This is a genomic window from Citrobacter portucalensis, from assembly GCF_023374935.1.
Classification (GTDB): domain Bacteria; phylum Pseudomonadota; class Gammaproteobacteria; order Enterobacterales; family Enterobacteriaceae; genus Citrobacter; species Citrobacter portucalensis.
In genome coordinates, this window is the sequence record NZ_CP092466.1 from 3,717,879 (window position 1) to 3,742,118 (window position 24,240).

General features: G+C 51.3%; 21 protein-coding genes. 5 read left to right on the forward strand and 16 right to left on the reverse strand.

Annotated features, from left to right (window positions below):
- Positions 1–17: 17 nt before the first annotated feature.
- On the forward strand, positions 18–1,253 hold the full coding sequence (gene allC, locus LY264_RS18090; RefSeq protein WP_048226230.1) for an allantoate deiminase: 1,236 nt from the start codon (positions 18–20) through the stop codon (positions 1,251–1,253).
- 10 nt (positions 1,254–1,263) lie between these two features.
- On the forward strand, positions 1,264–2,049 hold the full coding sequence (gene allE, locus LY264_RS18095; protein WP_048226232.1) for a (S)-ureidoglycine aminohydrolase: 786 nt from the start codon (positions 1,264–1,266) through the stop codon (positions 2,047–2,049).
- Between the two features lie 79 nt (positions 2,050–2,128).
- Here allE and glxK read toward each other — a convergent pair whose 3' ends face one another.
- The 10 genes from glxK to allA all read right to left on the reverse strand — a co-directional run bounded on the left by glxK (position 2,129) and on the right by allA (position 13,982).
- Positions 2,129–3,277: a glycerate 3-kinase gene (gene glxK / locus LY264_RS18100; protein ID WP_048226234.1), complete on the reverse strand. Its 1,149-nt coding sequence runs from the start codon at positions 3,275–3,277 to the stop codon at positions 2,129–2,131.
- 20 nt (positions 3,278–3,297) lie between these two features.
- Positions 3,298–4,596, reverse strand: a complete 1,299-nt coding sequence (locus LY264_RS18105) for a uracil/xanthine transporter (RefSeq protein ID WP_048226236.1) — start codon at positions 4,594–4,596, stop codon at positions 3,298–3,300.
- 58 nt (positions 4,597–4,654) lie between these two features.
- Positions 4,655–6,016, reverse strand: coding sequence for an allantoinase AllB (allB, locus tag LY264_RS18110; RefSeq protein ID WP_048226238.1), 1,362 nt, complete (start codon positions 6,014–6,016; stop codon positions 4,655–4,657).
- Positions 6,017–6,090: 74 nt separating this feature from the next.
- Positions 6,091–7,551: an allantoin transporter gene (locus LY264_RS18115; protein ID WP_048226240.1), complete on the reverse strand. Its 1,461-nt coding sequence runs from the start codon at positions 7,549–7,551 to the stop codon at positions 6,091–6,093.
- A gap of 97 nt (positions 7,552–7,648) precedes the next feature.
- Positions 7,649–8,899 carry an MFS transporter gene (locus tag LY264_RS18120; RefSeq protein ID WP_048226242.1) on the reverse strand — a complete coding sequence of 417 codons (1,251 nt, stop codon included), beginning with the start codon at positions 8,897–8,899 and terminating at the stop codon, positions 7,649–7,651.
- Between the two features lie 68 nt (positions 8,900–8,967).
- Positions 8,968–9,846, reverse strand: coding sequence for a 2-hydroxy-3-oxopropionate reductase (gene glxR / locus LY264_RS18125; RefSeq protein ID WP_048226244.1), 879 nt, complete (start codon positions 9,844–9,846; stop codon positions 8,968–8,970).
- Positions 9,847–9,947: 101 nt separating this feature from the next.
- Positions 9,948–10,724: a hydroxypyruvate isomerase gene (gene hyi, locus LY264_RS18130; RefSeq protein ID WP_048226245.1), complete on the reverse strand. Its 777-nt coding sequence runs from the start codon at positions 10,722–10,724 to the stop codon at positions 9,948–9,950.
- Between the two features lie 12 nt (positions 10,725–10,736).
- A complete protein-coding gene (gene gcl, locus LY264_RS18135) occupies positions 10,737–12,518 on the reverse strand; it encodes a glyoxylate carboligase (protein WP_048226247.1) in 1,782 nt (593 codons plus the stop codon).
- An 84-nt stretch (positions 12,519–12,602) separates the two neighbouring features.
- On the reverse strand, positions 12,603–13,424 hold the full coding sequence (allR, locus tag LY264_RS18140) for an HTH-type transcriptional repressor AllR (RefSeq protein ID WP_237857272.1): 822 nt from the start codon (positions 13,422–13,424) through the stop codon (positions 12,603–12,605).
- Between the two features lie 75 nt (positions 13,425–13,499).
- Positions 13,500–13,982 (reverse strand): ureidoglycolate lyase, encoded by a 483-nt coding sequence (gene allA, locus LY264_RS18145; protein WP_048226465.1) that lies wholly within the window; start codon positions 13,980–13,982, stop codon positions 13,500–13,502.
- Between the two features lie 227 nt (positions 13,983–14,209).
- Here allA and allS point away from each other — a divergent pair, with 227 nt between their 5' ends.
- Both allS and mnmH read left to right on the forward strand, forming a co-directional pair.
- A complete protein-coding gene (allS, locus tag LY264_RS18150; protein ID WP_003831088.1) occupies positions 14,210–15,136 on the forward strand; it encodes an HTH-type transcriptional activator AllS in 927 nt (308 codons plus the stop codon).
- Between the two features lie 69 nt (positions 15,137–15,205).
- Positions 15,206–16,300 carry a tRNA 2-selenouridine(34) synthase MnmH gene (gene mnmH, locus LY264_RS18155; protein WP_048226251.1) on the forward strand — a complete coding sequence of 365 codons (1,095 nt, stop codon included), beginning with the start codon at positions 15,206–15,208 and terminating at the stop codon, positions 16,298–16,300.
- Here mnmH and LY264_RS18160 read toward each other — a convergent pair whose 3' ends face one another.
- From LY264_RS18160 to ybbA, 6 genes are all read right to left on the reverse strand, one after another.
- A complete protein-coding gene (locus LY264_RS18160; RefSeq protein WP_003831085.1) occupies positions 16,301–16,960 on the reverse strand; it encodes a methionine ABC transporter permease in 660 nt (219 codons plus the stop codon).
- Entirely contained in the window at positions 16,953–17,969 is a 1,017-nt protein-coding gene (gene sfbB, locus LY264_RS18165; RefSeq protein ID WP_048226253.1) for a virulence-associated ABC transporter ATP-binding protein SfbB, read from the reverse strand. The genes LY264_RS18160 and sfbB overlap by 8 nt, the downstream gene beginning before the upstream one ends.
- A gap of 63 nt (positions 17,970–18,032) precedes the next feature.
- Positions 18,033–18,863: a MetQ/NlpA family ABC transporter substrate-binding protein gene (locus tag LY264_RS18170; protein ID WP_038638419.1), complete on the reverse strand. Its 831-nt coding sequence runs from the start codon at positions 18,861–18,863 to the stop codon at positions 18,033–18,035.
- Positions 18,864–19,147: 284 nt separating this feature from the next.
- Positions 19,148–20,281: a porin gene (locus LY264_RS18175; RefSeq protein WP_008783995.1), complete on the reverse strand. Its 1,134-nt coding sequence runs from the start codon at positions 20,279–20,281 to the stop codon at positions 19,148–19,150.
- Positions 20,282–20,467: 186 nt separating this feature from the next.
- Entirely contained in the window at positions 20,468–22,882 is a 2,415-nt protein-coding gene (gene ybbP / locus LY264_RS18180) for a putative ABC transporter permease subunit YbbP (protein ID WP_048226255.1), read from the reverse strand.
- Positions 22,879–23,565 (reverse strand): putative ABC transporter ATP-binding protein YbbA, encoded by a 687-nt coding sequence (gene ybbA / locus LY264_RS18185; protein ID WP_008783992.1) that lies wholly within the window; start codon positions 23,563–23,565, stop codon positions 22,879–22,881. Before ybbA ends, ybbP begins: the two co-directional genes overlap by 4 nt.
- On the opposite strand from ybbA, the gene tesA reads away from it, so the two are divergent.
- Entirely contained in the window at positions 23,533–24,150 is a 618-nt protein-coding gene (gene tesA / locus LY264_RS18190) for a multifunctional acyl-CoA thioesterase I/protease I/lysophospholipase L1 (RefSeq protein WP_087051704.1), read from the forward strand. The genes ybbA and tesA overlap by 33 nt on opposite strands.
- Positions 24,151–24,240 lie beyond the last annotated feature (90 nt).

Sequence of the window (24,240 nt, forward strand, 5' to 3'; positions counted from 1 at the left end):
TGAAACAGGAATTTCATATGATCAACCATTTTCGTCACGCAATAGAAGAAACCCTCCCCTGGCTCTCTTCCTTTGGCGCAGATCCTACAGGTGGGATGACACGCTTGCTGTACTCGCCAGAATGGCTTGAAACACAACAGCAATTCAAAAAACGGATGGACGCCAGCGGTCTGGAAACGCGTTTTGATGAAGTGGGCAATTTATACGGTCGCCTGCGCGGGAGCGAATCCCCGGAACAGGTAATTTTAAGTGGCTCGCACATTGATACCGTCGTCAACGGCGGCAATCTTGACGGCCAATTTGGCGCACTGGCTGCGTGGCTAGCGATTGACTGGCTTAAGACCACCTACGGCGCGCCGCTGAAAACGGTCGAAGTAGTTTCTATGGCAGAAGAAGAAGGCAGTCGATTCCCGTATGTCTTCTGGGGCAGTAAGAACATCTTCGGGCTGGCAAATCCCGATGACGTTCGCAACATCCAGGATGCCAAAGGCACACGTTTTGTTGATGCGATGAACGCCTGCGGCTTTACGCTCCCCGCAGAATCACTTCACGCTCGCACTGACATCAAAGCCTTTGTTGAATTGCACATCGAGCAAGGGTGCGTGCTTGAAAGCAATGGTCAATCCATCGGCGTTGTCAGCGCGATTGTCGGGCAGCGCCGCTATACGGTAACGCTGAACGGCGAATCCAACCATGCGGGGACAACGCCGCTGAGCTACCGTCGCGACACCGTTTACGCCTTCAGCCGTATCTGTAGCCAGTCGATTGAGAAAGCCAAAAAACATGGCGATCCTCTGGTACTAACCTTTGGCAAAGTTGAGCCGCAGCCAAACACCGTCAACGTGGTGCCAGGAAAAACGACTTTCACGATCGATTGCCGTCATACCGACGCCGAAGTGCTGCGTGATTTTACTCAGCAACTGGAAAATGACATGCGCGCCATCTGCGATGAAATGGATATCGGCATTGATATCGATTTGTGGATGGACGAAACGCCGGTCCCGATGGACACAAAACTGGTCGCCACTCTGACTGAGCTGTGTGAAAAGGAACAGCTGAACTACCGGGTGATGCACAGTGGTGCGGGCCACGATGCGCAAATTTTCGCTCCCCGTGTGCCGACCTGCATGATTTTCATGCCCAGCATTAACGGTATCAGCCACAACCCCGCTGAACGAACAAATATTAACGACCTTGCCGAAGGGGTCAAAACTCTGGCATTAATGCTTCATCAACTTGCCTGGCAGAAATAAGGAGTCAACAATGGGATATCTGAATAACGTCACGGGTTACCGCGATGATTTACTGGCTAACCGCGCAATTGTAAAACACGGTAACTTCGCCCTCTTAACCCCCGATGGACTGGTTAAAAATATCATTCCGGGTTTTGAAAACTGTGACGTCACCATCCTGTCAACGCCAAAACTGGGCGCATCGTTTGTTGATTATCTGGTGACACTGCACCAGAACGGTGGCAACCAGAGTGGTTTCGGCGGTGAAGGCATTGAAACGTTCGTTTATGTTATTTCCGGAAAAATTGAGGCAAAAGCAGAGGGTAAAACGTTCGCTTTAACTCAGGGTGGATACCTGTATTGCCCGCCTGGCGAGCTGCTCACCTTTAGCAATGCCCAAACAGAAGACAGCCAGCTGTTTTTATATAAACGTCGTTATACACCAGTAGCAGGTCATTCGCCGTGGCTGGTTTCCGGTAACGCCAACCAGTTAGAACGTATTCATTATGAAGGCATGGATGACGTGATCCTGCTGGATTTCCTGCCTAAAGAATTGGGCTTCGATATGAATATGCACATTCTGTCGTTCGAGCCGGGCGCCAGCCACGGTTATATCGAAACGCACGTACAGGAACACGGTGCCTATATTCTCTCAGGCCAGGGGGTTTATAACCTCGACAATCAGTGGATACCTGTGAAAAAAGGCGACTACATCTTTATGGGCGCTTATTCCCTGCAGGCCGGATACGGCGTGGGTCGTGGTGAAGCATTCAGCTATATCTATTCTAAAGATTGCAACCGGGATGTTGAGATCTAACGGCGTACAGCCCGCCTGATAATTTTTTATTTAGCTATGTTGGGTTTTGCCACGGTTAATACCGTGGCTTTTTTTATGCTTAACGCTGATTCACAACCTGGCCCAGTTTCATTGCACAGGCGATATTACGCGCACAGTGATAGAGATTGGTTTCGCCGCTCGCCAGCACTTCGGCTAACGGAGCGAGGCGCGGCAAAATACTGAATACCGCATCAATACCGTGATCGTGAACCACCTCCACGCCTTCTCCCAACACCCCAGCGATACCAATAACGGGAACGTTATGCTGCATGGCCACCGACGCTACGCCAATTGGCGCTTTACCGCCGACCGTTTGTGAATCAATACGCCCTTCGCCGGTGATAACCAACGCCGCATCTTTGATGGATTGCTCCAGCTGTACTGCCTGCAGCACAATCTCGATACCTGGCTTCATGCTGGCCTGCAGGAAGATAACCGCTGCAATCCCCATTCCACCGGCCGCCCCACCGCCCGCAACCTGAGCAACATCCTCACCGGTCAGTGTTTGCAGCACACGGGCATAGTTGAGTAACCCTTCTTCCAGTATCTCAACCATCTCAAGCGTCGCCCCTTTCTGCGGGCCGAATACCCTTGCGGCACCGCGCGGGCCAACCAACGGGTTATCCACATCACAGGCAACGTCAATGCGACATGCTTTCAGTCGCGGATCGCACTGTTGCAGGTCGATGCTCGCCAGACGAGACAAACTACCGCCTCCTGCATTTAATGACACACCCTGCGCATCAAGAAAACGCACGCCAAGCGCCTGAGCCATCCCCATACCGCCATCAACCGTGGCACTCCCGCCAATACCAAGAATAATATGACGAATACCTGCATCCAGCGCATGCCGAATCAGCTCACCGGTACCGTAACTTGAGGCCAGGAGAGGATTACGCGCCTGCGGTTCGACCAACATCAGCCCACTCGCCGCCGCCATTTCAATAATTGCGGTCTTTCCGTCACCGGTCAGGCCATAAAACCCCATGACCTTTTCCCCCATCGGCCCGCAGACTTCCACAGAGATAACTTTTCCCCCTGTTGCCGCCACCATTGCATCCACGGTTCCCTCTCCACCGTCAGCAACCGGCAAACAAATATATTCTGCATCAGGGAATATGGCTGAAAATCCGGCTTTAATTGCCTGGCAGCATTGGTCGGCGCTTAAGCTCTCTTTAAATGAATCTGGCGCAATTACAATTTTCATTATCAATCCTTTTCATCATGTTATTTAATGCGTTCCCATGGAATGAGATTTTCCATAAGCACTGCCAGTAAAATCCCCACCAGCAAGCCATTGCTCAGTAATGGCCGAATAGTCAGCGGAAGATCTTGTAAATAAACCGGAGGCAGCCCCATCAAAAAAATGCCGACAAACAGCGGGAGCGCCAGTCGATAAATATTTCGTGCGGTAAATGTGATTTGCTGGCTAAATACCAGACCGGAATAAAGCAACGGAAGATAAGAAACCAGCATCACGGCGCTGCTGATCGCCAGCGGAATGGCGCAAAATAAGCGGGTTAGCGGCGTCACTATCGCCACGAATAAACATAATACGCTGCCGCAAATAAATGATTTTCGCGAGCTGTCGCCAGTTTGTGTTAACAGGCCGATAGAAGAGACGAAAGGTGAAAATGGAATCACCGCAAAGGGTACTGTCACCAGCGTCATAAAGCCGGAAATGATAAAACTGCGACGATAACGCGAGCTGCTGGAGCCTTGCTGCGCATAAAAAACATCTGTGCCGCGCACCGCTCCATAGGTATTACTGATATTCACCAGACCGGTGATAACCGCAGTCAGAATAATGCCCGGTAACAGTCTGCCATGGCTGCCTAACGGGAACCACTGCCAGCTTAATTCGCTGGACGGTAGGGATGTCGATGGAAAGCACAATCGCCAAAGCCCCCACCCTACGACTGCGCCCACCAACAGGGCATAGCGTGAGATCCGCTGCGGTAAAAAGATGATCATCGCAAGGATGAAGCACATCACGGCAACTGCCAGGCTAAAGCGAGCCAGTTGAATTTTGACGCTAGTATCAGCAATGCCAAAGGGTAAACCCAGCATGCCTTTAAAAAAGATGGTGGTCAGCTGCGCGCCGAGCAGCAGCATAAAAAAGACCATAACCGTCGGGGTAAAAAGCCGGGCTAATCGATGCCCTAAGCCACTAAAGCCGATAATCATCGTCAGAACAGCGGAAATCACAATTCCAACGGCCAGACTGGTGGCGATATCATTGAGCGGGGTTCCTCGTGACGCCTCAGCCAGAGTAATCGTCAGAATGGTTCCCCACCATAAACCGGTTGGCCCTTCCATAATGGCACGGCGATGGCCACAAATTACCTGGGCAAGACAGGCCAGCGACGTCGTTAAAAAAGCGTACTGCGTAAGCATTAGCAGATTGTTCGCGGGGAGATGAAAAGCAGAAACCAGCGTTGGCGGGACCACGACCGTATTACAAAAAATAAAGAAAAACCACTGAAAGCCGGATAACAAACTTTCGCGGTTAATAACAGGAAGCATATTCATACCTTAAAATAGAGAATGCCCGCCAGCATGACGGGCATTAATTCACATCACATTATTGTTGATGTTTAAGGATAAATTGACCTTTTGGCGATACAGGGAAACCCTGCTCGATGTCATAAATAACATCACCACGCAGAATGGTTTTCGTAATGCGCGCGCCAATTGTACGGCCAACATACGGGCTGACTTTATGGCGATATTCCAGATCTTCATTTTTCAGAACGTATTTGCTGTCCGGCTGAATAAAGACGAAGTCAGCATCTTTACCCGGGGCGATACGTCCTTTCTGCTTCAGACCAAAAATATCTGCGGCGTTGGTTGCCATCAATTTTGCGAACTTCGGTAGTGACATACCGCGTTTTTGCACAGCTTCATCAAACATCACGTCCATGCAGCTCTGCAGTCCGGCAATGCCGCCCCACGCCTGCATGATATTACCGGCCTTCATTTCCGGAGGGCATGGAGAGTGGTCGGAAACCAGACAATCAATCTCACCATTGAACAGTTTTTCCCACATACCTTGCTGGTTCTGCAGATCGCGGATCGGCGGAGAGCATTTGGCCAGAGTGCCAATTTCTTCAAACTGATTGGTATCCAGCACGAAATAATGTGGACAAGATTCGCAGGTCACATCCTGACCTTCCTGGCGAGCGCGGGTCACTTCTTCCACACCTTCCGGGCTGCTGATATGACAGACGTGCAAGCGACAACCGGCGACTTTTGCCAGATACAACACGCGACGAATAGCTTCCACCTCGGTAAATACCGGACGTGAGGCCACATAATCATGCGCCGTCACACGGCCTTCGCGTTTAGCTTCCTCGCCAAGCTCATCGCAGATGAGCGCGTTTTCGCAATGCACCAGTACCGTTTGGCCCATTTCAGCTAGCTTCTGCGCGCCTTTGTAGAACTGCCAGTCGTTAACATCACGGAAATCATTATCGATACCGCGGTCACCGCAGGTGGCAACAAAGCATTTGAAGCCGACGACACCGACCTCATCCAGCTCGTGCAGACGATCGAGGTTATATGAGACCAGACCGCCAAGCTGCGCGGCATCGATAGTCAACTTGCCTTTAGCCGCATCAAATTTCAGTTCGATAGTTTCACGATCCACCGTCGCTGGCAGTTGGTTGAGAGGCATTTCTATCATCGTGGTGATACCGCCTTTTGCCGCGGCACGCGTTCCGGTCTCATAGCCTTCCCAATGTGTACGGCCCGGCTCAGAGATATGGGTATGCGCATCGACCATGCCCGGTGAAACCACCAGACCTGTCGCATCCATTACCTGCTTTGCCTCCCCCAGATTCTCACCAATGGCGGCGATTTTTCCTGCCTGGACAGCAATATCAACAATACGAGCTTCATTTTCTAAAATAACAGTACCGTTCTTAATAATTAAATCAAAAGACATAACGAACTCCTTGTATGGATACAGATAGTTTTTATAAATAACGCACTTTTAATAAAATGCGCTTACTGATTTCATCACATCTGGCCTGTAACTTTTTGTGCGCCGGCCGTCTGCACACCCGTTCTTTTTTTCAGTAAGGCATATGCCACAAATGCGACAATAACCCCAACAAACCACGACACTCGCGATAACGGCTCAAGGAATGGAATAAACTTGCCACCCAGTGAAAGAATTACGGCAACTAACGTTACGGAGAATGCAGTCAGGTTAAACCCATTATCATAATATTGGTAATCACCGCTCGCGGTATATAATTCATCAAGATTGATTTGGCCACGCATAACCACAAAGTAGTGAGCTAACATAACTCCAATAACAGGGCCAAGCATCCCACCAATGATATCCAGAAACAGATAAATACTGTTCTGATTTTCCATTAACTTCCACGGGCAAATCAGCAAACTAATAATACTTGCGATCAATACACCGTTTTTATACGTTAATTTAGTCGGTGCAATAGCGGCAATCTGATAACCCGCCGGGATAATATTACCCGTAGCGTTTGTTGAGATAGTTGTCATCAGAATAACCAGTACCGCAAAGAACGAGGCAAATAGACTGTCCCAACGCTGAACGATATCCAGCACATTCCACGTATCCATTCCGTAATGAATACTGGCACCGGCAATAATACACACGCTGGCAATCGCAAATAACACGTATGCGACAATAAGACCCAGCGTCTGGCCTAACGCCTGTTCACGGAATGAGTGGGCATTTTGCGTAAAGTCCGATGCGCTCACCGCCGGAGCGGCCCATACCGCAACCACGGCGTTAATCACTACCAGGAACAGGAATCCGCTGTTTCCCGCTTTTTGCACACCGCCCGGAATGTAGTCCAGAATGGGGCCAATCCCTACCAGGGATATCGCCCAGATAGCCATTCCGCCAAAAACGATATAAATGCAAGGGTTCAGGATCGCAGTAAATTTATTTAATACTTTACCGCCGCCAAAACCGATACCAACGTTAATTAGCCAAAAGATAAGAAATGTAATTAATCCCGGCAGAGACAACCCCAGTAGTGTAAAATCACCGCCCAGCGTTAAAAACCCAGGCCATATCTTGCCAATCAGAATAAGAAAAGCCAGCGATCCGGCATAACATTGCAGCCCGAACCACATAATTGCTGCAATGCCGCCTCTTAATAATCCGGGAAAAAGCGCTCCACGTACGCCATACGAGCCACGCAGAATCATTGCAAAAGGTACACCGTATTTACTTCCAGCGGCACCATTCATTACCATGACTAACGCAATAAACAATGCACTGATAATAATAGCCAGCATGATGCTAAATGTGGAAAGTCCAAGTATAAAGAACCCTCCGACCATAACGTAATTAGGTACGTTATGCACAGAACCCATCCATAATGTAAAATAATTGAATGTTTTCCAGTTTCGTTGTTCGGCCGTTTTTGGTAATAAGTCGTCACTATAACCACGTTGTTGGTATAGATCTCTTTGATGTTCCATAAATCCCTCTCGTCACGTATCGGATAACGTTGTAATGGGTTTAGCTATGCGGAACAAAAACAATAAAGAAAATAATGCAAATAATTTTTATAATATTTTATGCAGCAGCAATAATTTGTGTTGCTTTCTTTTTATATAACGTAACACCAGCAAAAATCAGCGTTCCGGTTACCACCAGACAAGCAGAGATGACAAAGCTTATTTCTTTTGAACCCGTTAAATCAGAAATAAATCCGGTTAATGTTGGCGCAATAACCGCTGAACTCATGCCAAAGAAGTTAAACAGGCTGAATGCTCTGCCCAGCGTTTTTGACGACGCCTGTTCAGAGACAAAGGAGATCAGAATCGGATCCACCGCCATTTTGCCGAGTAAACCGTACAGAGTCAGGCTGACCATCAGCATCGTGGTATTCGGCGATAACACTGTAAATACCAGCATGGCTGCGGCCATAATTTCCAGTCCAAGAATAACTTTGACTTTGCTGTTGCGAAACTTATCGGACAGATGGCTAAAGAACAATGCGCCAGGAACACCCACTACGGCAACCAGCGCTGAAGCCACTCCAATTGCACCACCGTCAAATCCCCTCTCAGTCTGCAGATAAGACGGAAGCCAGGTCACAATCAGGTAATAACCATAGCAGGTACAGAAGTAGAGGAAGTAGACGCTGCACAACAGACCCGAAAACAGCGGTGGATTCTTCTCTTCTGTCGTCATAGCCGTCTGTGCTTTCTGGTCTGACGCAGGCGTTTCGCTTTTTGCCTTGCCACGGATTACCAATGTAAATACGCACAGCATCACAACCAGCACAGCGGCAACAAGGAACAGAACGTTTTGCCAGGCCATACTCATGCTTTTTACCAGCACGCTGGAACCAATCAAACCAATCCCCATCCCAATTGCTGAACCGCTATTAATAATAGCGTTTGCCAGTGCTCGACGAGCCTGCGGGACATTTGCCGAAGAGAGTGAATACGCTGAACTAAAGAAAGAGGCGCAGCCCGCTCCCGCCATTAACGAACCAGCATAGATCATCACCAATCCCGTGGCTTTTGCAATACTGAGCGTACCAATAATAAAAAGCGTAAACCCACACATCAGCATAATTTTCTGGCCAAGTTTATCGACCAAAATTCCGCAGGGAATTTGCATACTGCAATAAGCGAAGAAATAAAAACTGGCAATGGCGCCAATTTCAGCATTGCTGACATTCCCCAACGATGCCTGAATCTCAGGATAAATAGGAGTCAATACGGTGCGATAAATCCATATCGCCACCCAACCCAGACTCATTACAACGACGATCTTCTTCCAGTATTCAATACCGGATTTGTTCTTTTCACTCATGACATGCACCTTTCCAAAGTGTGTCTGATTAAAATGTATCGCTGCAAAGAGTGCAGCGATACCTACGATCATGACAATTTATGATTTGCCATTAACTCAAGTGCCTGAACCATTGCCGAGTGATCCAACTGGCTACCGCCATTCGCGGCACAGGTATTAAATAATTCCTGACAAGTAGCCGTATTAGGCAAATTCAATGAGAGCGCTTTTGCACTTTGTAATGCAAGATTAAGATCTTTTTGATGCAATGCAATTTTGAAACCGGGATCAAAGGTGCGTTTAATCATTCGTTCACCATGAACTTCCAGAATACGAGAAGAGGCAAACCCGCCCATTAGTGCCTGGCGCACGCGAACCGGATCTGCCCCCGCTTTTGAGGCAAATACCAGCGCTTCAGAAACAGCTTCAATATTTAAGGCAACGATAATTTGGTTAGCCACTTTGCAGGTTTGGCCATCACCATTACTACCTACCAGAGTGATATTCTTACCCAGAATATCAAACAGCGGTTTGACCCGTTCAAATACCTCTGGCTCACCGCCAACCATAATAGACAAGGTACCTTCGCGAGCACCAATTTCTCCACCAGAGACTGGCGCATCCAGATAGTCACCGCCCAGTTCATTAACCTGCTTAGCAAAACGTTTGGTTTCGATAGGAGAAATAGAACTCATATCAACAATTGTTTTTCCCTGCAATGAGGTTTTAGCGCAGCCGTGCTCGCCAAAAAGCACTTCTTCGACCTGCGGCGTGTCCGGAACCATTATGAAGATAATATCTGCAAAATCAGTTACATGACGTGCATTTTCAACATTTACCGCGCCTAATGACAGCAGTTCTTCCGCTACCGGACCAATGGTCGTCACATGTAGCTGATGTCCAGCGCGAGCCAGATTAATCGCCATTGGCGATCCCATAATACCCAGGCCAATAAATCCCAGTTTCATTTTTAACCTCTTATATATCTGCCGGTTTTCCCGAATTCAGGCAACACAAACCCCTTCCAACAAAGTGGAAAAAAATAGCGATGCCTGAAATTCCTTACAAATTATCGATATTGATTAATCCACGTTAATCCCGCTTCGGTGGTGGTCAGCGGTTTATATTCACAACCAACCCAGCCGTCATAACCTGATTTATCGATAAACTTAAAAATAAAGTCATAATTAATTTCCCCTGTGCCCGGCTCTCCGCGACGAGGGTTATCTGCAATTTGCAAATGACCTATTTTATTTGCCCACGTGGTCATGGTTTGGGTTAATTCTCCCTCCATGCGCTGCATGTGATAAATGTCATACTGAATTTTGATATTATTGCAGCCGACGCTGTCAATTAACGCCAGCGCCTGATGAGTTCCGGTAAGATGGAAACCCGGCATATCAAAATGATTGATCGGCTCAATCAGCAATAAAATATCTTCTTGCGCTAACATATTTGCCGCATAGCGCAGATTTTCCACCAGCGTCTGCTGGATCTGTTCGGCGGAAAACCCCGCTGGCGTTTTACCCACTAGGCAGTTGATTTTCTTATTGCCAAGCGCCTTCGCATAGCGAATAGCTGCCGCCACGCCCTCGCGAAACTCTTCTTCGCGCCCCGGAATACAGGCGATACCGCGTTCACCCGCCGCCCAGTCTCCGGCAGGGAGATTATGCAACGTATGTTCCAGTTGGTTGGTCTGCAGCTTTTCCTTTAATACGTCAATGTCGTAATCGTAGGGAAACATAAACTCTACGCCACGAAATCCCGATTGTGCCGCTTTATCGAAGCGTTCAAGAAAACTGTATTCCAGAAACAGCATGGAAAGATTGGCCGAGAAACGTAACATCTTTCACCTCATCTATTCGTATTTCATAAAACAGGTTTCGGTTGGCGCATCGGTAGCACCGTCTGCAATCTCTTCAAACTCGGTCACATTATCCAGTTCACTGCCCATAGAGATGTTCGTCACACGTTCAAGGATCACTTCGACGACAACCGGAACGCGATACTGCGCCATCAGGGCTTTGGCTTGTTCAAATGCCGGAGCAAGATCTTCAGGTTTGAATACGCGAATGGCTTTACAGCCCAATCCCTCTGCCACTTTGACGTGATCGACGCCATAGCCGTTTACTTCGCTGGAGTTGATGTTTTCGAATGCCAGTTGCACGCAGTAATCCATATCAAACGCGCGCTGCGACTGACGAATCAATCCCAGATAGGCGTTGTTGACCAGCACATGGATGTAAGGAATGTTGAATTGCGCGCCTACGGCCAATTCTTCAATCAGGAACTGGAAGTCAAAATCCCCCGAAATCCCGACGACATTGCGTTTTGGATCGGCAACACAAACTCCTAATGCCGCTGGCAGTGTCCAACCGAGAGGGCCTGCCTGGCCACAGTTGATCCAATGACGATCTTTAAATACGTGCAGCATTTGCGCGGCGGCAATTTGCGATAACCCGATGGTGGTGACGTAGCAAACGTCGCGACCAAAGGCTTTATTCATCTCTTCATACACGCGCTGCGGCTTAAGCGGGACATTGTCGAAGTGGGTTTTACGCAGTAACGTCCGCTTACGCTGTTGGCATTCATCAACCCAGGTATTCCGGCAAGGCAAACGTCCTGATTTCTGCATCTCCTGAGCAACGTCAATCAGCAAAGTCAGCGCGGCTTTGGCGTCGGAAACGATGCCTAAATCCGGGCAAAGAACGCGACCAATTTGTGTCGGCTCAATGTCGATATGAATGATTTTGCGCCCTTCAGTATATTTCGCGACGGAACCGGTGTGTCGGTTAGCAAAGCGGTTACCAATACCGAACACCATATCGGAGGCCAGCAACGTGGCGTTTCCGTAACGATGCGCCGTTTGTAATCCCACCATTCCGGCCATTAACTCATGATCGTCCGGGATACATCCCCAGCCCATCAGCGTAGGAATTACCGGTACGTTGGTTAGTTCAGCAAAGCGTTGCAGCAGTTCGCAAGCGTCCGCATTAATCACCCCCCCTCCAGCTACGATGACCGGACGCTCAGACTGAATCAGCATTTCCAGCGCTTTCTCAATCTGTTTGCGGCTGGCTGCAGGTTTGTACACCGGTAGAGGCTCATACATTTCTGGATCGAATTCGATTTCTTCAACCTGAATATCAAAAGGTAAATCGATCAACACCGGGCCAGGACGACCAGAGCGCATAACATGGAATGCCTGCTGTAAAACCCGAGGAAGCAGCGCCGCTTCACGCACCGTTACCGCCATTTTGCTAACCGGTTTGGCAATAGACTCAATATCAACAGCCTGAAAATCTTCCTTATGCAAGCGGGCGCGAGGGGCCTGGCCAGTGATGCATAAAATAGGAATAGAATCGGCAGAAGCGGAATACAGCGCGGTGATCATGTCAGTACCTGCCGGACCGGAAGTGCCAAGGCAGACACCAATGTTTCCTGCCGTTGCACGCGTATAGCCTTCCGCCATATGGGAAGCACCTTCAACGTGACGAGCCAGAATGTGACGGATACCCCCGTGCTTACGCATCGCGGAGTAGAACGGGTTAATTGCCGCTCCTGGAACCCCAAATGCGGTGGTGATGCCTTCTTTTTCCAGCACATACATTGCCGCGTCAACGGCTCTCATTTTTGCCATTTTCTTTCTACCTCTATTTATTGGAAAAATTTTCCAACTTTTAAAAAATCCAAAAAAGTCCCGCTCCTCTGAGCGGGCTGCGACTTACGCTACGGGTGCTTTTAAACCAAGCGCCGTACTGATATCTCGTGCGGTATCCCGTACCAGCTCCCCCTGACTGATAAAACGATCTTCCGTCAGTCTGGATGCGGGCCCCGAAATAGAGATGGCAGCGACGACACTGCCTGCATCGTCATAGATAGCAGAAGCGATGCAATTCAATCCAATAACATGCTCTTCGTGATCGACGATATAGCCATTCTCACGCGCCAATTCCAGATTGCGCAGCAGAGTCGGAAAGTCTACCAACGTGGTCGGCGTAAATTGCTGCAAACCCGTTTTCACGACGATGTCCATTAGCTCTTCTTCCATCAACGGATAAAGCAGTGCTTTTCCCGCACCAGAAGCATGTAGCGGCATACGACTACCCAAAGGTGCGCACATTCTGACCATCGATTTGCACTCCTTCTGACCAATCAACACCGCTTCGGTGCCATTGCGAATCGCGACATTAACCGTTTCGCCCGACAGCAGCATTAATCGGTGCATAAACGGTCCGGCAACCGACAGGACATCGCGATTATGAATATACGCTGAGCCCACGTTGAATACGCCTAAACCGATGTGCCACCAACCTAACTGGCTATCCTGATAGACAAAATCAGCACCCTGTAAAACCTTCAACAGGCGAAAAGTCGTGGAGAGCGGCAAATCCAGACTGCCGGAAATATCGCTCACTGACGAACTGCCTCCACTTCTTTCGAGATACTGCAAAATTGCAATGCCTCTCTCAAGCGCCTGAGCGCCTTTCTGCGCGACCGGCTCCGTCTGTCCTGGCCTGCCACGCCGTCTTACTTCCGTCTCCACTACATTTACTCCGGCCCAAAATATGAGCATAAACAATGAACAATATGCTCATATTAAGCAAGAAGGCCGATAGCGTCACGCAAAACAGAGTTCATGTGCCGGGATACTTTCAACATCGCAATTATCGCTACCACCGCGATCGACGGTCAGAAAATTAGTCACGGTTTGCCAGGCAAACAGCGGGTGATGCCAGACGTTTCGGTGGTAATTCACACCCTGTTGGCCATTGGTGATAAAAGCTTTTAAGGTGGAAAGATCGGGTTTGTCCTCGCCAAGCGCGACAATCACCACAAACGCTTCGCCATTCATGGGCATAAATGCCTGGGTGCCTAGCGGGTGGCGCTCCAGTTCATGCACAACAATCGGCATAGCCGCTGGTTGCGCGCGATTAATACTGATGAGCGTACGATCCTGCTCCAGGACCTCGACATTGGCCAGGTCGTGATAACGCTCAACGAGCCCATCATTGATATGAAAAAAATCACGTTTATCAGTTTCTATGACATCGCCATAGGCGCTGAACGTGTGCTGATTTAACGGTAATACCTCAAGTTTCATCATCATTTCCTCGTAACTGAATTCCGCTGAACCGCAGTCAGAACACTTGGCGGTTTCAATACCATGCAATCTAAAACCTTCGTGATTTAACATCAACACAAAAATTGGAAAATTTTTCCAAAACTAGATTTAGACCACAATTCAAACAAGGCTATTATGCAAAAATACTTATAAATCAGAGAACAAGAAATCAGGCTTGTAGAAGATCATTGAGGGAGTAGCTGACGATGTTTGACCCGGAAACACTGCGTACCTTTATCGGCGTCGCCGAAACGGGAAGTTTCTCCAGGGCGGCGGACCGCTTGTGTAAAACCACAGCCACCATCAGCTACCGTATTAAACTTCTGGAAGAAAATACCGGCGTCGCGCTGTTCTTTCGCACCACCCGAAGCGTGACGTTAACCGCCGCCGGTTCTCATCTCCTTTCTCAGGCAAAAGACTGGCTCGCCTGGCTGGACAGCATGCCCAGCGAGTTGCAACAAGTGAACGACGGCGTAGAGCGCCAGGTGAATATTGTGGTCAACAATCTGCTGTACAGCCCTGAAGCCGTCGCTCGCCTGTTATCCTGGCTTAACGCACGCTACCCCTTTACTCAGTTTCACTTTTCCCGGCAGATTTATATGGGCGTGTGGGATTCTCTGCTGTACGAAGGATTTTCACTGGCTATCGGCGTCACCGGCACTGAACCAATGGCAAACACCTTTACCCTCGATCCTTTGGGTTCTGTTCAGTGGCGATTTGTCATGTCGGCAGATCATCCGCTGGCAAACATCAGCGGTCCATTAACGGAAGCGCAGCTGCGCCGTTTTCCGGCAATTAACATTGAGGATAGCGCACGGACCCTGACCAAACGGGTCGCATGGCGCCTTCCAGGTCAAAAAGAGATAATCGTCCCGGACATGGAAACCAAGCTTGCGGCGCATCTTGCGGGGGTGGGTATCGGCTTCGTTCCGCAGCCGCTCTGCCAGCCGCTGCTGGATAGCGGGCAACTGGTTAGTAGCATCATCCCGACCATGCGTCCCCCCTCTCCCTTAAGCCTCGCATGGCATAAGTTTGGCGCAGGTAAAGCAGTTGACGATATTGTGACGCTGTTTACCCAGCGAAAACCGGAAATTGCCGGATTTTTGGCAATTTTCAACAATGCACGCGATTGAAAATCAAGTCATCCTCTCATTTGGCGCGTAAAATAGTACGCAGGATGATTTGAGGTTTCGTTTTTTACTATGCAAGACACACAAACAACACAAGACTACCGCGCAATTTTGCTTGCCGGTACGCCTTTAATCGATGTACGCGCCCCCGTGGAATTTCAGCAGGGCGCAATGCCGGGCGCAATCAACCTTCCCTTAATGAACGATGACGAACGTGCCACCGTCGGGACCTGTTATAAACGTCAGGGGCCCGAAGCCGCCCTCGCGCTCGGCCATCAACTGGTCTCGGGGGAGACCCGCCAACAGCGCATGCATGCCTGGCAGGATGCCTGCCGTCAAAATCCTGCAGGCTATTTATGCTGCGCGCGTGGCGGTCAGCGTTCGCATATTGTGCAGCAGTGGCTGCATGAGTCCGGCATTGACTATCCGCTGATTAAAGGCGGTTACAAAGCCCTGCGCCAGGCAGTGATACAGCTGACTGAAGAATTAGTGCAAAAGCCGATCGTCTTAATTGGCGGCTGTACCGGGAACGGCAAAACCCAACTGGTGCAACAACAGCCAAACGGTGTGGATCTCGAAGGTCTGGCGCACCATCGCGGCTCCTCGTTTGGGCGCACCGTTGAACCTCAATTGAGTCAGGCGAGTTTTGAAAACCTGCTGGCGGTTGAAATGCTCAAAACCGATAGCCGTCAGGATTTAAGTCTGTGGTTACTGGAAGATGAAGGCCGCATGATCGGGGCTAATCATCTGCCCGAATGCCTGCGCGAGCGCATGACCCAGGCATCAATTGCAGTGGTGGACGATCCTTTTGAGCGTCGTCTGGAGCGACTACGCGAAGAGTATTTCGTGAAGATGCACCACGATTTTACCCACGCTTATGGCGAGAGCCAGGGCTGGCAGGAGTACAGCGAGTATCTGCACCACGGCCTGTTTGCTATACGCCGTCGTCTGGGTTTACAACGTTTTGCCGAGCTGACCACCCTGCTCGACGAGGCTCTGCGCGAACAGCAGGCAACGGGCAGCACCGACGCCCATATGGGCTGGCTGGTACCGTTGCTCAACGAATATTACGACCCGATGTATCGTTATCAGCTGGAAAAGAAAGCCGCGAAAATCGTTTTTCGCGGCACATGGCAGGACGTTGCCGACTGGCTTAACGCACAGTGATCAGTGTCTGTCGCGCTTATCTGCGCGTTTTGCCAGCCAGTCACCCAGCACCTGAACGACCTGCACCAAAATAATCAGCGCCACCACAGTGACGATCATGACCTGGGTTTCGTAGCGGTAATAACCAAAGCGAATCGCCAGGTCGCCGACTCCACCGCCGCCAACGATCCCAGCCATCGCGGAGTAACCGATCAGACTCACCAGCGTTATCGTCAACCCACGCAGCAGACCCGCGCTCGCTTCAGGTAACAGAACGGTGCAGATGATGCGCATCGGGCTGGCGCCAAACGCTTCCGCCGCTTCAATAATCCCTTTATCGACTTCACGTAGCGCGCTATCAACCAGACGGGCATAGAAGGCGATTGCCGCCACTGAGAGCGGGACCGACGCCGCAATCGGGCCAATGGTATTCCCGAGCAAAAACTGGGTTAGCGGCAGCAGCAGAACCAGCAGGATCACAAACGGTACCGAACGAATGATATTCACCAGCACGGAGCTGAGCAGATACACAAAACGGTTTTGCCAGAATAAATGCCGGTCGGTGACGAAAATCAGAAAACCGAGCGGCAGACCACCAATAATTGCCAGCACCGTAGAGATGCTCAGCATCTGGAAGGTTTCATTAAACGCCAGCGTCAAATCAGGCAATAAATCATCCACGAATCACCTCCACCTGTGCAGTACGTTGACGAATATGTTCCACGGCGACTTCCACCGCTGAAGGGTTATGCGGCGCGGTCAGCTGCACGACCAGAATCCCCAGCGCACGTTCGCCAATATATTCAATTTTGCCGTGCAGAATGTTCACCGCCACGCCAAATTTAACCGCGACTTCTGACAACACCGGCTGTTCCGCCGAATCGCCGATGAACAGAATTTTTAGCAACTGGCCGGGCAGATGCTGGCGCAGACGCTCGGGCAGCGTCAAATTGAGGGTATGCGACACCAGTTGCTGCGTAAACGCGTGCTGCGGATGAGCAAAAACGTCAAACACCTCACCAGACTCCACCACCTTGCCACCGGACATTACCGCCACGCGATCGCAAATCGATTTGATCACGTTCATCTCGTGAGTGATCAGCACGATCGTGATCCCCAACTGCTGGTTGATCTGCTTAAGCAGCGCCAGAATCGTGGCCGAGGTTTCAAGATCTAACGCGGAAGTGGGTTCATCACACAACAACACATCCGGGTGATTGGCAATCGCACGGGCAATGCCAACGCGCTGCTTCTGACCCCCGCTGAGCTGAACCGGAAAACGGTTCGCCTTATCAGACAGTCCGACCAGCGCCAGAATCTCCGTGACGCGTGGACCAATTTTGCTGCGTTCCCATCCGGCAGCTTTCAGACTAAAGGCGACGTTTTGCGCTACGGTGCGGGTATGCATCAGATTAAAGTGCTGAAAAATCATGCCAATGCGCTGACGCGCTTTACGTAACTGCGTTCCTTCCAGCGCAGAAATTTCTACGCCGTTTACCTTCACGCTTCCCTGGCTCGGACGCGTTAAGGCGTTCAAGGTGCGCAGTAGCGTACTTTTCCCCGCGCCGCTGGTCCCGACAATACCAAATATCTCGCCCGCGCCAATGTGCAAGCTGACGTCATCAACCGCCCGGGTTGAGGGTCCACGGCCTGCGGTGAAATCCACGCAAACCTTTTCAATCTCAATCATATCCACCTCAGAAATGCGAAAAGGGCAGTCGCCGCTGCCCCTGTTAACCCTTGCATGCAGCGATTATTGGGCTGCCGACATCCATTCCGGTTTCTGGAAGGCGCTGTAGATGTTTTGCGGATCGTCGATCACCGCGCGATACGCCGGCGACTTCACCGCTTCAACAATATCTTTCGCGAACGGTTTATCCGCATCTTCACTGCGTACCGCAATGATATTTTTCAGGTTTTCGTCCAGATGTTCTTGCTTGATGGCACTGGAAAGATCCAGTTTTGCCGCCACGGCAAAGTTACCGTTGACCAGCGCGCCGGTCACACCGTCCAAAGTGCGCGGCAGCTGTGCCGCTTCCAGGGGTTTAAACACCAGCCCTTTCGGATTGCTGGCGATATCACGCTCGGAGGCTTTCGTGGGATCGATATTGTCTTTGATGGTGATAAGACCAATGGATTGCAGGAAACGCAGACCGCGGGCCAGGTTGGTCGGATCGTTGGACAGCGTGATCACATCCCCTTTTTTCAACTCATCCAGGCTTTTGATTTTGTGCGAGTAAAACCCCATCCCGGCCGTCGGGACCACAATCAGCTTGCTCAGCTTCAGCCCTTTATCGGCGGTGAACTTGTCAAAATAGAGTGAGTGCTGGAACAGGTTGGCATCAATGCTGCCGTTGGAGAGCGCCATGTTCGGCTGCACATAGTCGCTGAATTCGCGCACCACTACCTTATAGCCTTTCTCTTTCAGCGTAGGGGCAATGGCCTGTTTCACCATATCGCCATACGGCCCGGGCGCGACGCCAAACACGATGGTATGCGGGTCACTATTCGCATGAGCAAATTGTAATCCGCAGGCCAGTAACAGCGCCCCGGTCGCGACGCGTAAACTCTGACGCAATCCCATATTTTCTCCATTTTAACGTTGTGGTGTCATGTCTCACGCCGTTCAGGCGGCGTTGTTCTCATTGGCCTGATAACAGGCAGATTTCTAACATGACACAGATCACAACCCGCTGTCCTTGAAATTATTTCATGATGTTGCGAAATGTGTTTTCAAATGAGAGAAGACATGAAAAAGCCGGATGTCGGCACAAGTGCCTTATCCGGCCTACACATAACGTGATCACCCTGCTCCCGTAGGCCCGATAAGCGCAAGCGCATCGGGCGTTCCGTTTGACAGGCGTTCGATTAGAAGTCGTAACGCAGACGCACCAGGTTCATATCGCCCAGGTTGTCGGTGCTGGAGGTAAAGACGTGTTCGTAATCCACACGGAAACCGTAATCCAGTTGGAAGCTGATACCCACACCGTTGTCGGTACGCAGATAGTTACGACCATTCACGTATTCGATACGATCGCCCATAAAGTAAGGCTGAACAGATTTCAGCGCATACTGACCAACCGGGAAGGTATAACCCGCGAAGTATTCCAGCCCCCACGCATCACCGGCAAAGTAGTCGTTAACCGAAACTTTTTTGGTGGTCATGAAGTTTTGATACCAGCCGCCGCCCATTGAGAAGGTCCAGTTATCCGGTTTCCAGCTCAGTGCGGTACCGACGATATTTTGATCGTAGGTTTTGCTGGTGTTGCCACGCATTTCCGCGCGAGTGTAGTTCCACGCCGTACCCCAGGTCAGGTCATCGGTAATGTGATAATCCACACCCAGTGAGCCGCCGCCTTTACGCTTGTAGCGCAGACCGTTGTTCGGGTTGTAATCATCACTGAACAGATAAGAGGCGTAGAGATCCACATCACCAACGGTATTCTTATACTTTAGAGATTTGCGCGTACGGTAGGAACCATCATAGTCGCCATTAATACCGTTACCTGGCGCCTGACCGATCATGTCATAGTCCCAGATATCCGTTTTCGCACCGACTACATCATAGTAAATGCTGTTCTGTTGACCGAAGGTCAGCGTACCCCAGGTTGCACTCTTCAGACCGGTGTACAACATACGTCGCGTGGTGTCGTTGGCGCCGTCAGCGTAGTGGTTATCCCAGTTGAACATCGCCGGGAAGTTAACGCCCAGCTCGTAGTAGCTCACCCAACTAATATCATCAAACAGATAGTAGTCAGCGGCAAAGCGGAAACGTGTACCGCCATCGAAGCCATTACGTTTGTAGCCATTCTTACCATCGTCACCGGCCATATTCTGGAACTGCGGACGAATACTGCCGCCGACGGTGAAGTTAAGACGACTCAGCGGGTTGCCCGCCTGCGGATCTTGTTTCAGGACCGTGATTTCCGCCTGTGAAGCGAAAGTCGTTAATGCCACTGCTGCGCCGATCGATACCGCCAGCGCTGTTTTTTTTATAGTCATTATTTATACCTTGATAGATAGCCTGCCAATTATTCAGCACACAAATATTAACGTTTATTAATACTCTCGTGTTGTTGGGTTTTTATTGTTCTGTGCTGTTAAATATCAAGGAGTTATCAATTTGTGCTACATAGAAAAAAAGACGCACCGATTTTAAAATCGGTGCGTAATCATCACGAATATGAATTAACTACTGAACTGACGGAACAGCGCTTTACCTTTTAGCAGACGTGAACCGAGCCATCCGCCGCATAAAGAGAGCAGCAATGCTCCACTAAATGGTAATACTACCCACAGTCGCCAGTCTGGCTCCCACGGGAAATCAAACACTTTGGTTTGCAGTACCGCCAACGCTGTTTCCGCACCGATGGCCGCCACCAGTCCGGCAACCATCCCGAGCATGGCGAACTCGCACCACAGCGTGGTACGCAGCAGCTTCTTACCTGCTCCCAGCGTGCGCCAGACCACCAACTCCTGATGACGTTGACGCATCCCCACCTGAACCTGCGCCAACAGCAACAACATGCCACAGGCGGTGACAAGTACCACCATCACCTCCAACGCTCTACTTACCTGCTCCAGCACCTGGCCCACCTGTTTGAGGATGGCGCCAATATCCAGCAGGCTGATGGTCGGGAATTCGCGGTTAAGCTGCGTCAACATGCCGTTGCCGTTCTCCCAGCGAAAGCTGGTTAACCAGCTTTGCGGCTGAGCATCCAGCGCGCCGGAGGGGAAGATAAAGAAGAAGTTGGGCCGCAGGCTTTCCCAGTCCACTTTGCGCAGACTGCTGACCGTGGCGCTGAAATCCTGGGTATCGCCCATAAAAGTCACTCGATCGCCGAGTTTGACGTTCAGCCGTTTCGCTAACCCCTCTTCCATCGACACTTCGCCCTCTTTTGGCGGCCAGCTTCCGGCAGTTATCGGGTTATGATCCGGTCGGGTATCCTGCCAGGTCAGGTTAAGCTCGCGGTTCAGCGCCTCATCCTGATTGCCTTCGGTCGGCTTCTCATTGATCGCCGTCAGACGCGCCCGAACAATCGGATAGAACGATTCCGGGATCACCTGATGTTCCGACAAGAAAGCCTTCAGCGGAACCACCTGCTCGGTGGCAATGTTGATCAGGAAATAGTTCGGGCTTTCCGGCGGCATTTGCTGCTGCCAACGGTCGAGCAGATCGCCGCGCAGTACCAGTAACAACGCCAGCAGCATAAAGGAAAGCGAAAATGCCGATAGCTGGCTGAGCGTTGACCACGGCTGGCGCAACAGTCGACTGACCGCCAAACGCAACGGCAGCGAGGTGAGCGTCAGACCACGCAGCACGTTGAGCAGCATCCAGCCGAGCACCCCGCACAACAGCGCCAGTACCACCGCACCAGCCAGTACCGCCCACAGCAGCGGACTTCCGCCCATCAGTCCAGCAAGCAGTGCAATCACGACTATCACTACCACCGGCAAATAAAACTTCAGCGGCCAGACGTTTGCCACCACGTCACGGCGCAGCACCCGTAGCGGCTGCGTCGCCAGCAGCAGGCGGTAAGGGCGTAACCCGACCAACAGCGAAATCACCGTCATGGTGCCTAGTGCCCATAGCCACGGCCAGGGGCTTGCAGGCGGTAGTTCTCCAGGCAGAACCGGCTTGAGCAGTAGCACCAGCACGCGCTCAAATAGCAGTCCGAACAGCCCGCCGGTCAAGCCAGACAGCGCCAGCACCATCAGCCATTGACCAACAATCAGCCTGCGCAGTTGCACTCTGCCCGCACCGAGCGTTTTCAGAATAGCCACCAGATCGTAACGGCTGCGGCAATAATGGCTCATCGCCACGGCAACCGCGGCGACCGCCAGCAGCAGCGTTAACAGCGCCGACAGCAGCAAGAACTGTTGCGAACGCTCAAGTGATTTCCCCAGCGCCCCTTCATCCTGCTCCAGCCCATACCAGCGCTGTTCAGGCTTTAACTGTGGCAGCAGCCACTTTTCATAGGCTTCCAGTTGCGATGGCGTCCCGCCAAATTTATAGCGCCAGGTCACGCGGCTTCCCGGCTGGACCGCCGCCGTTTTTTCGACATCCGCCATGTTCATCATCAGACGCGGTGCTATCTGGAACGGATTAAAACCAGAGTCCGGCTCCTGCACCACCTCCCCGGCAATACGCAACGTGGCATCGCCAACGTCGATGGAATCACCGACTTTTAAGTTGAGTAGCGCCATCAGACGTGGGGCCAACAGCACCGAGCCCGGCTGCGGTTTCAGTCCCGGCGGGTTGGTTTGCAGTGTGCCGTACATCGGATACACATCATCTACCGCTTTGACGTTCGCCAGCTGCGGCGTATCCCGGGCAAAAGTCATGGTGGCAAAGGTGAGCTGTTCGCCCACCTTCAGGCCACGCTGTCGCGCCTCGTCAATCCACGCTTTCGGCACGGTACGCGAACTTTGTAGCGACCGATCGCCCGCCATAAACTCACGGCTTTGCTGGCTCAGCCCTTTTTCCATACGATCGCTGATATTGCCCAGCGCCAGCACACAGGCTACCGCCAGGCTTAGTGCCAGCCAGACAATCAGTAATGAAGGCGAGCGCCATTCGCGCCAGAACCAGCGTGCAATCATGCCTCCTCCTGCAACTGTCCATTCACCAGACGTAAGCGCCTGTCGCAACGCGCCGCCAACTGCGGGTCATGCGTCACCAGAATCAGGGTGGTGCCGTGTTCCCGGTTCAGAGAAAACAGCAGGTCGGCTATTTTGTCTCCGGTCTGGCGATCGAGGTTGCCTGTCGGCTCATCGGCAAACAGCACATCCGGACGCCCGTTAAACGCTCGCGCCAGCGCCACGCGCTGCTGCTCCCCGCCGGAAAGCTGGGCCGGAAGATGATCAAGACGTTTTCCCAGTCCCAGTTGTTCCAACAGCGTTTTTGCCCCGTCACGACTTTTTCCGCTATTTTCGCCGCGCAACAGCGCGGGCAGTTCGACGTTTTCCAGCGCGTTGAGGGTCGGAATTAACATGAATGACTGGAAGACAAAACCCACGTGCCGCGCCCGCAGCTGCGCCCGGGCTTCTTCGTCCATGGTGTGCAGCGCCTGCCCCACCAGGCTGACTTCACCGCTGGTGCCATCGTCCAGCCCGGCGAGGATCGCCAGCAGCGTGGATTTCCCCGATCCCGACTCGCCAATCAGCGCAATGGTCTCGGCGCGTTTGACAACCAGTTCAACTCCGGTAAGGATGGATAGCTCATGATCACCCTGACCGACGGATTTCTTAAGATGATGAACTTCAACAATGTTTTCCGCTGGCATTGGCCTTTCCTGTTCCTGGTCCTGTTAACTTTCCGCGCCGCCGCAGCGGACACGTTATTAATTCTGGGTGACAGCCTGAGCGCCGGATACCGAATGTCCGCCAGCGCCGCGTGGCCTGCGCTACTTAATGATAAATGGCAAACCAAAACGCCAGTGGTGAATGCCAGCATTAGCGGCGACACCTCGCAGCAGGGCCTGGCCCGTCTGCCTGCATTACTCAAGCAGCACCAGCCGCGTTGGGTACTGGTCGAACTTGGCGGCAACGACGGCCTGCGCGGCTTTGCGCCTGCGCAAACCGAACAAACTCTGCGAACAATTTTGCAGGACGTGAAAGCGGCAAATGCCGAACCGCTGCTAATGCAAATTCGTCTGCCGGCAAACTACGGTCGCCGTTATAATGAAACCTTTAGCGCGATTTATCCAAAGCTCGCCAAAGAGTTTGATATTCCTCTGCTGCCATTTTTCATGGAAGAGGTTTATCTGAAACCCCAGTGGATGCAGGATGATGGTATTCATCCTAACCGTGACGCCCAGCCGTTTATCGCCGACTGGATGGCGCAACATCTCACCCCTTTTCTATCCTAAATAATTCGAGTTGTATGAAGGCGGCAAGTGAGAGAGTTCCCAGGAGCATAGATAACTATGTGACTGGGGTGAGCGAGCGTAGCCAACGCG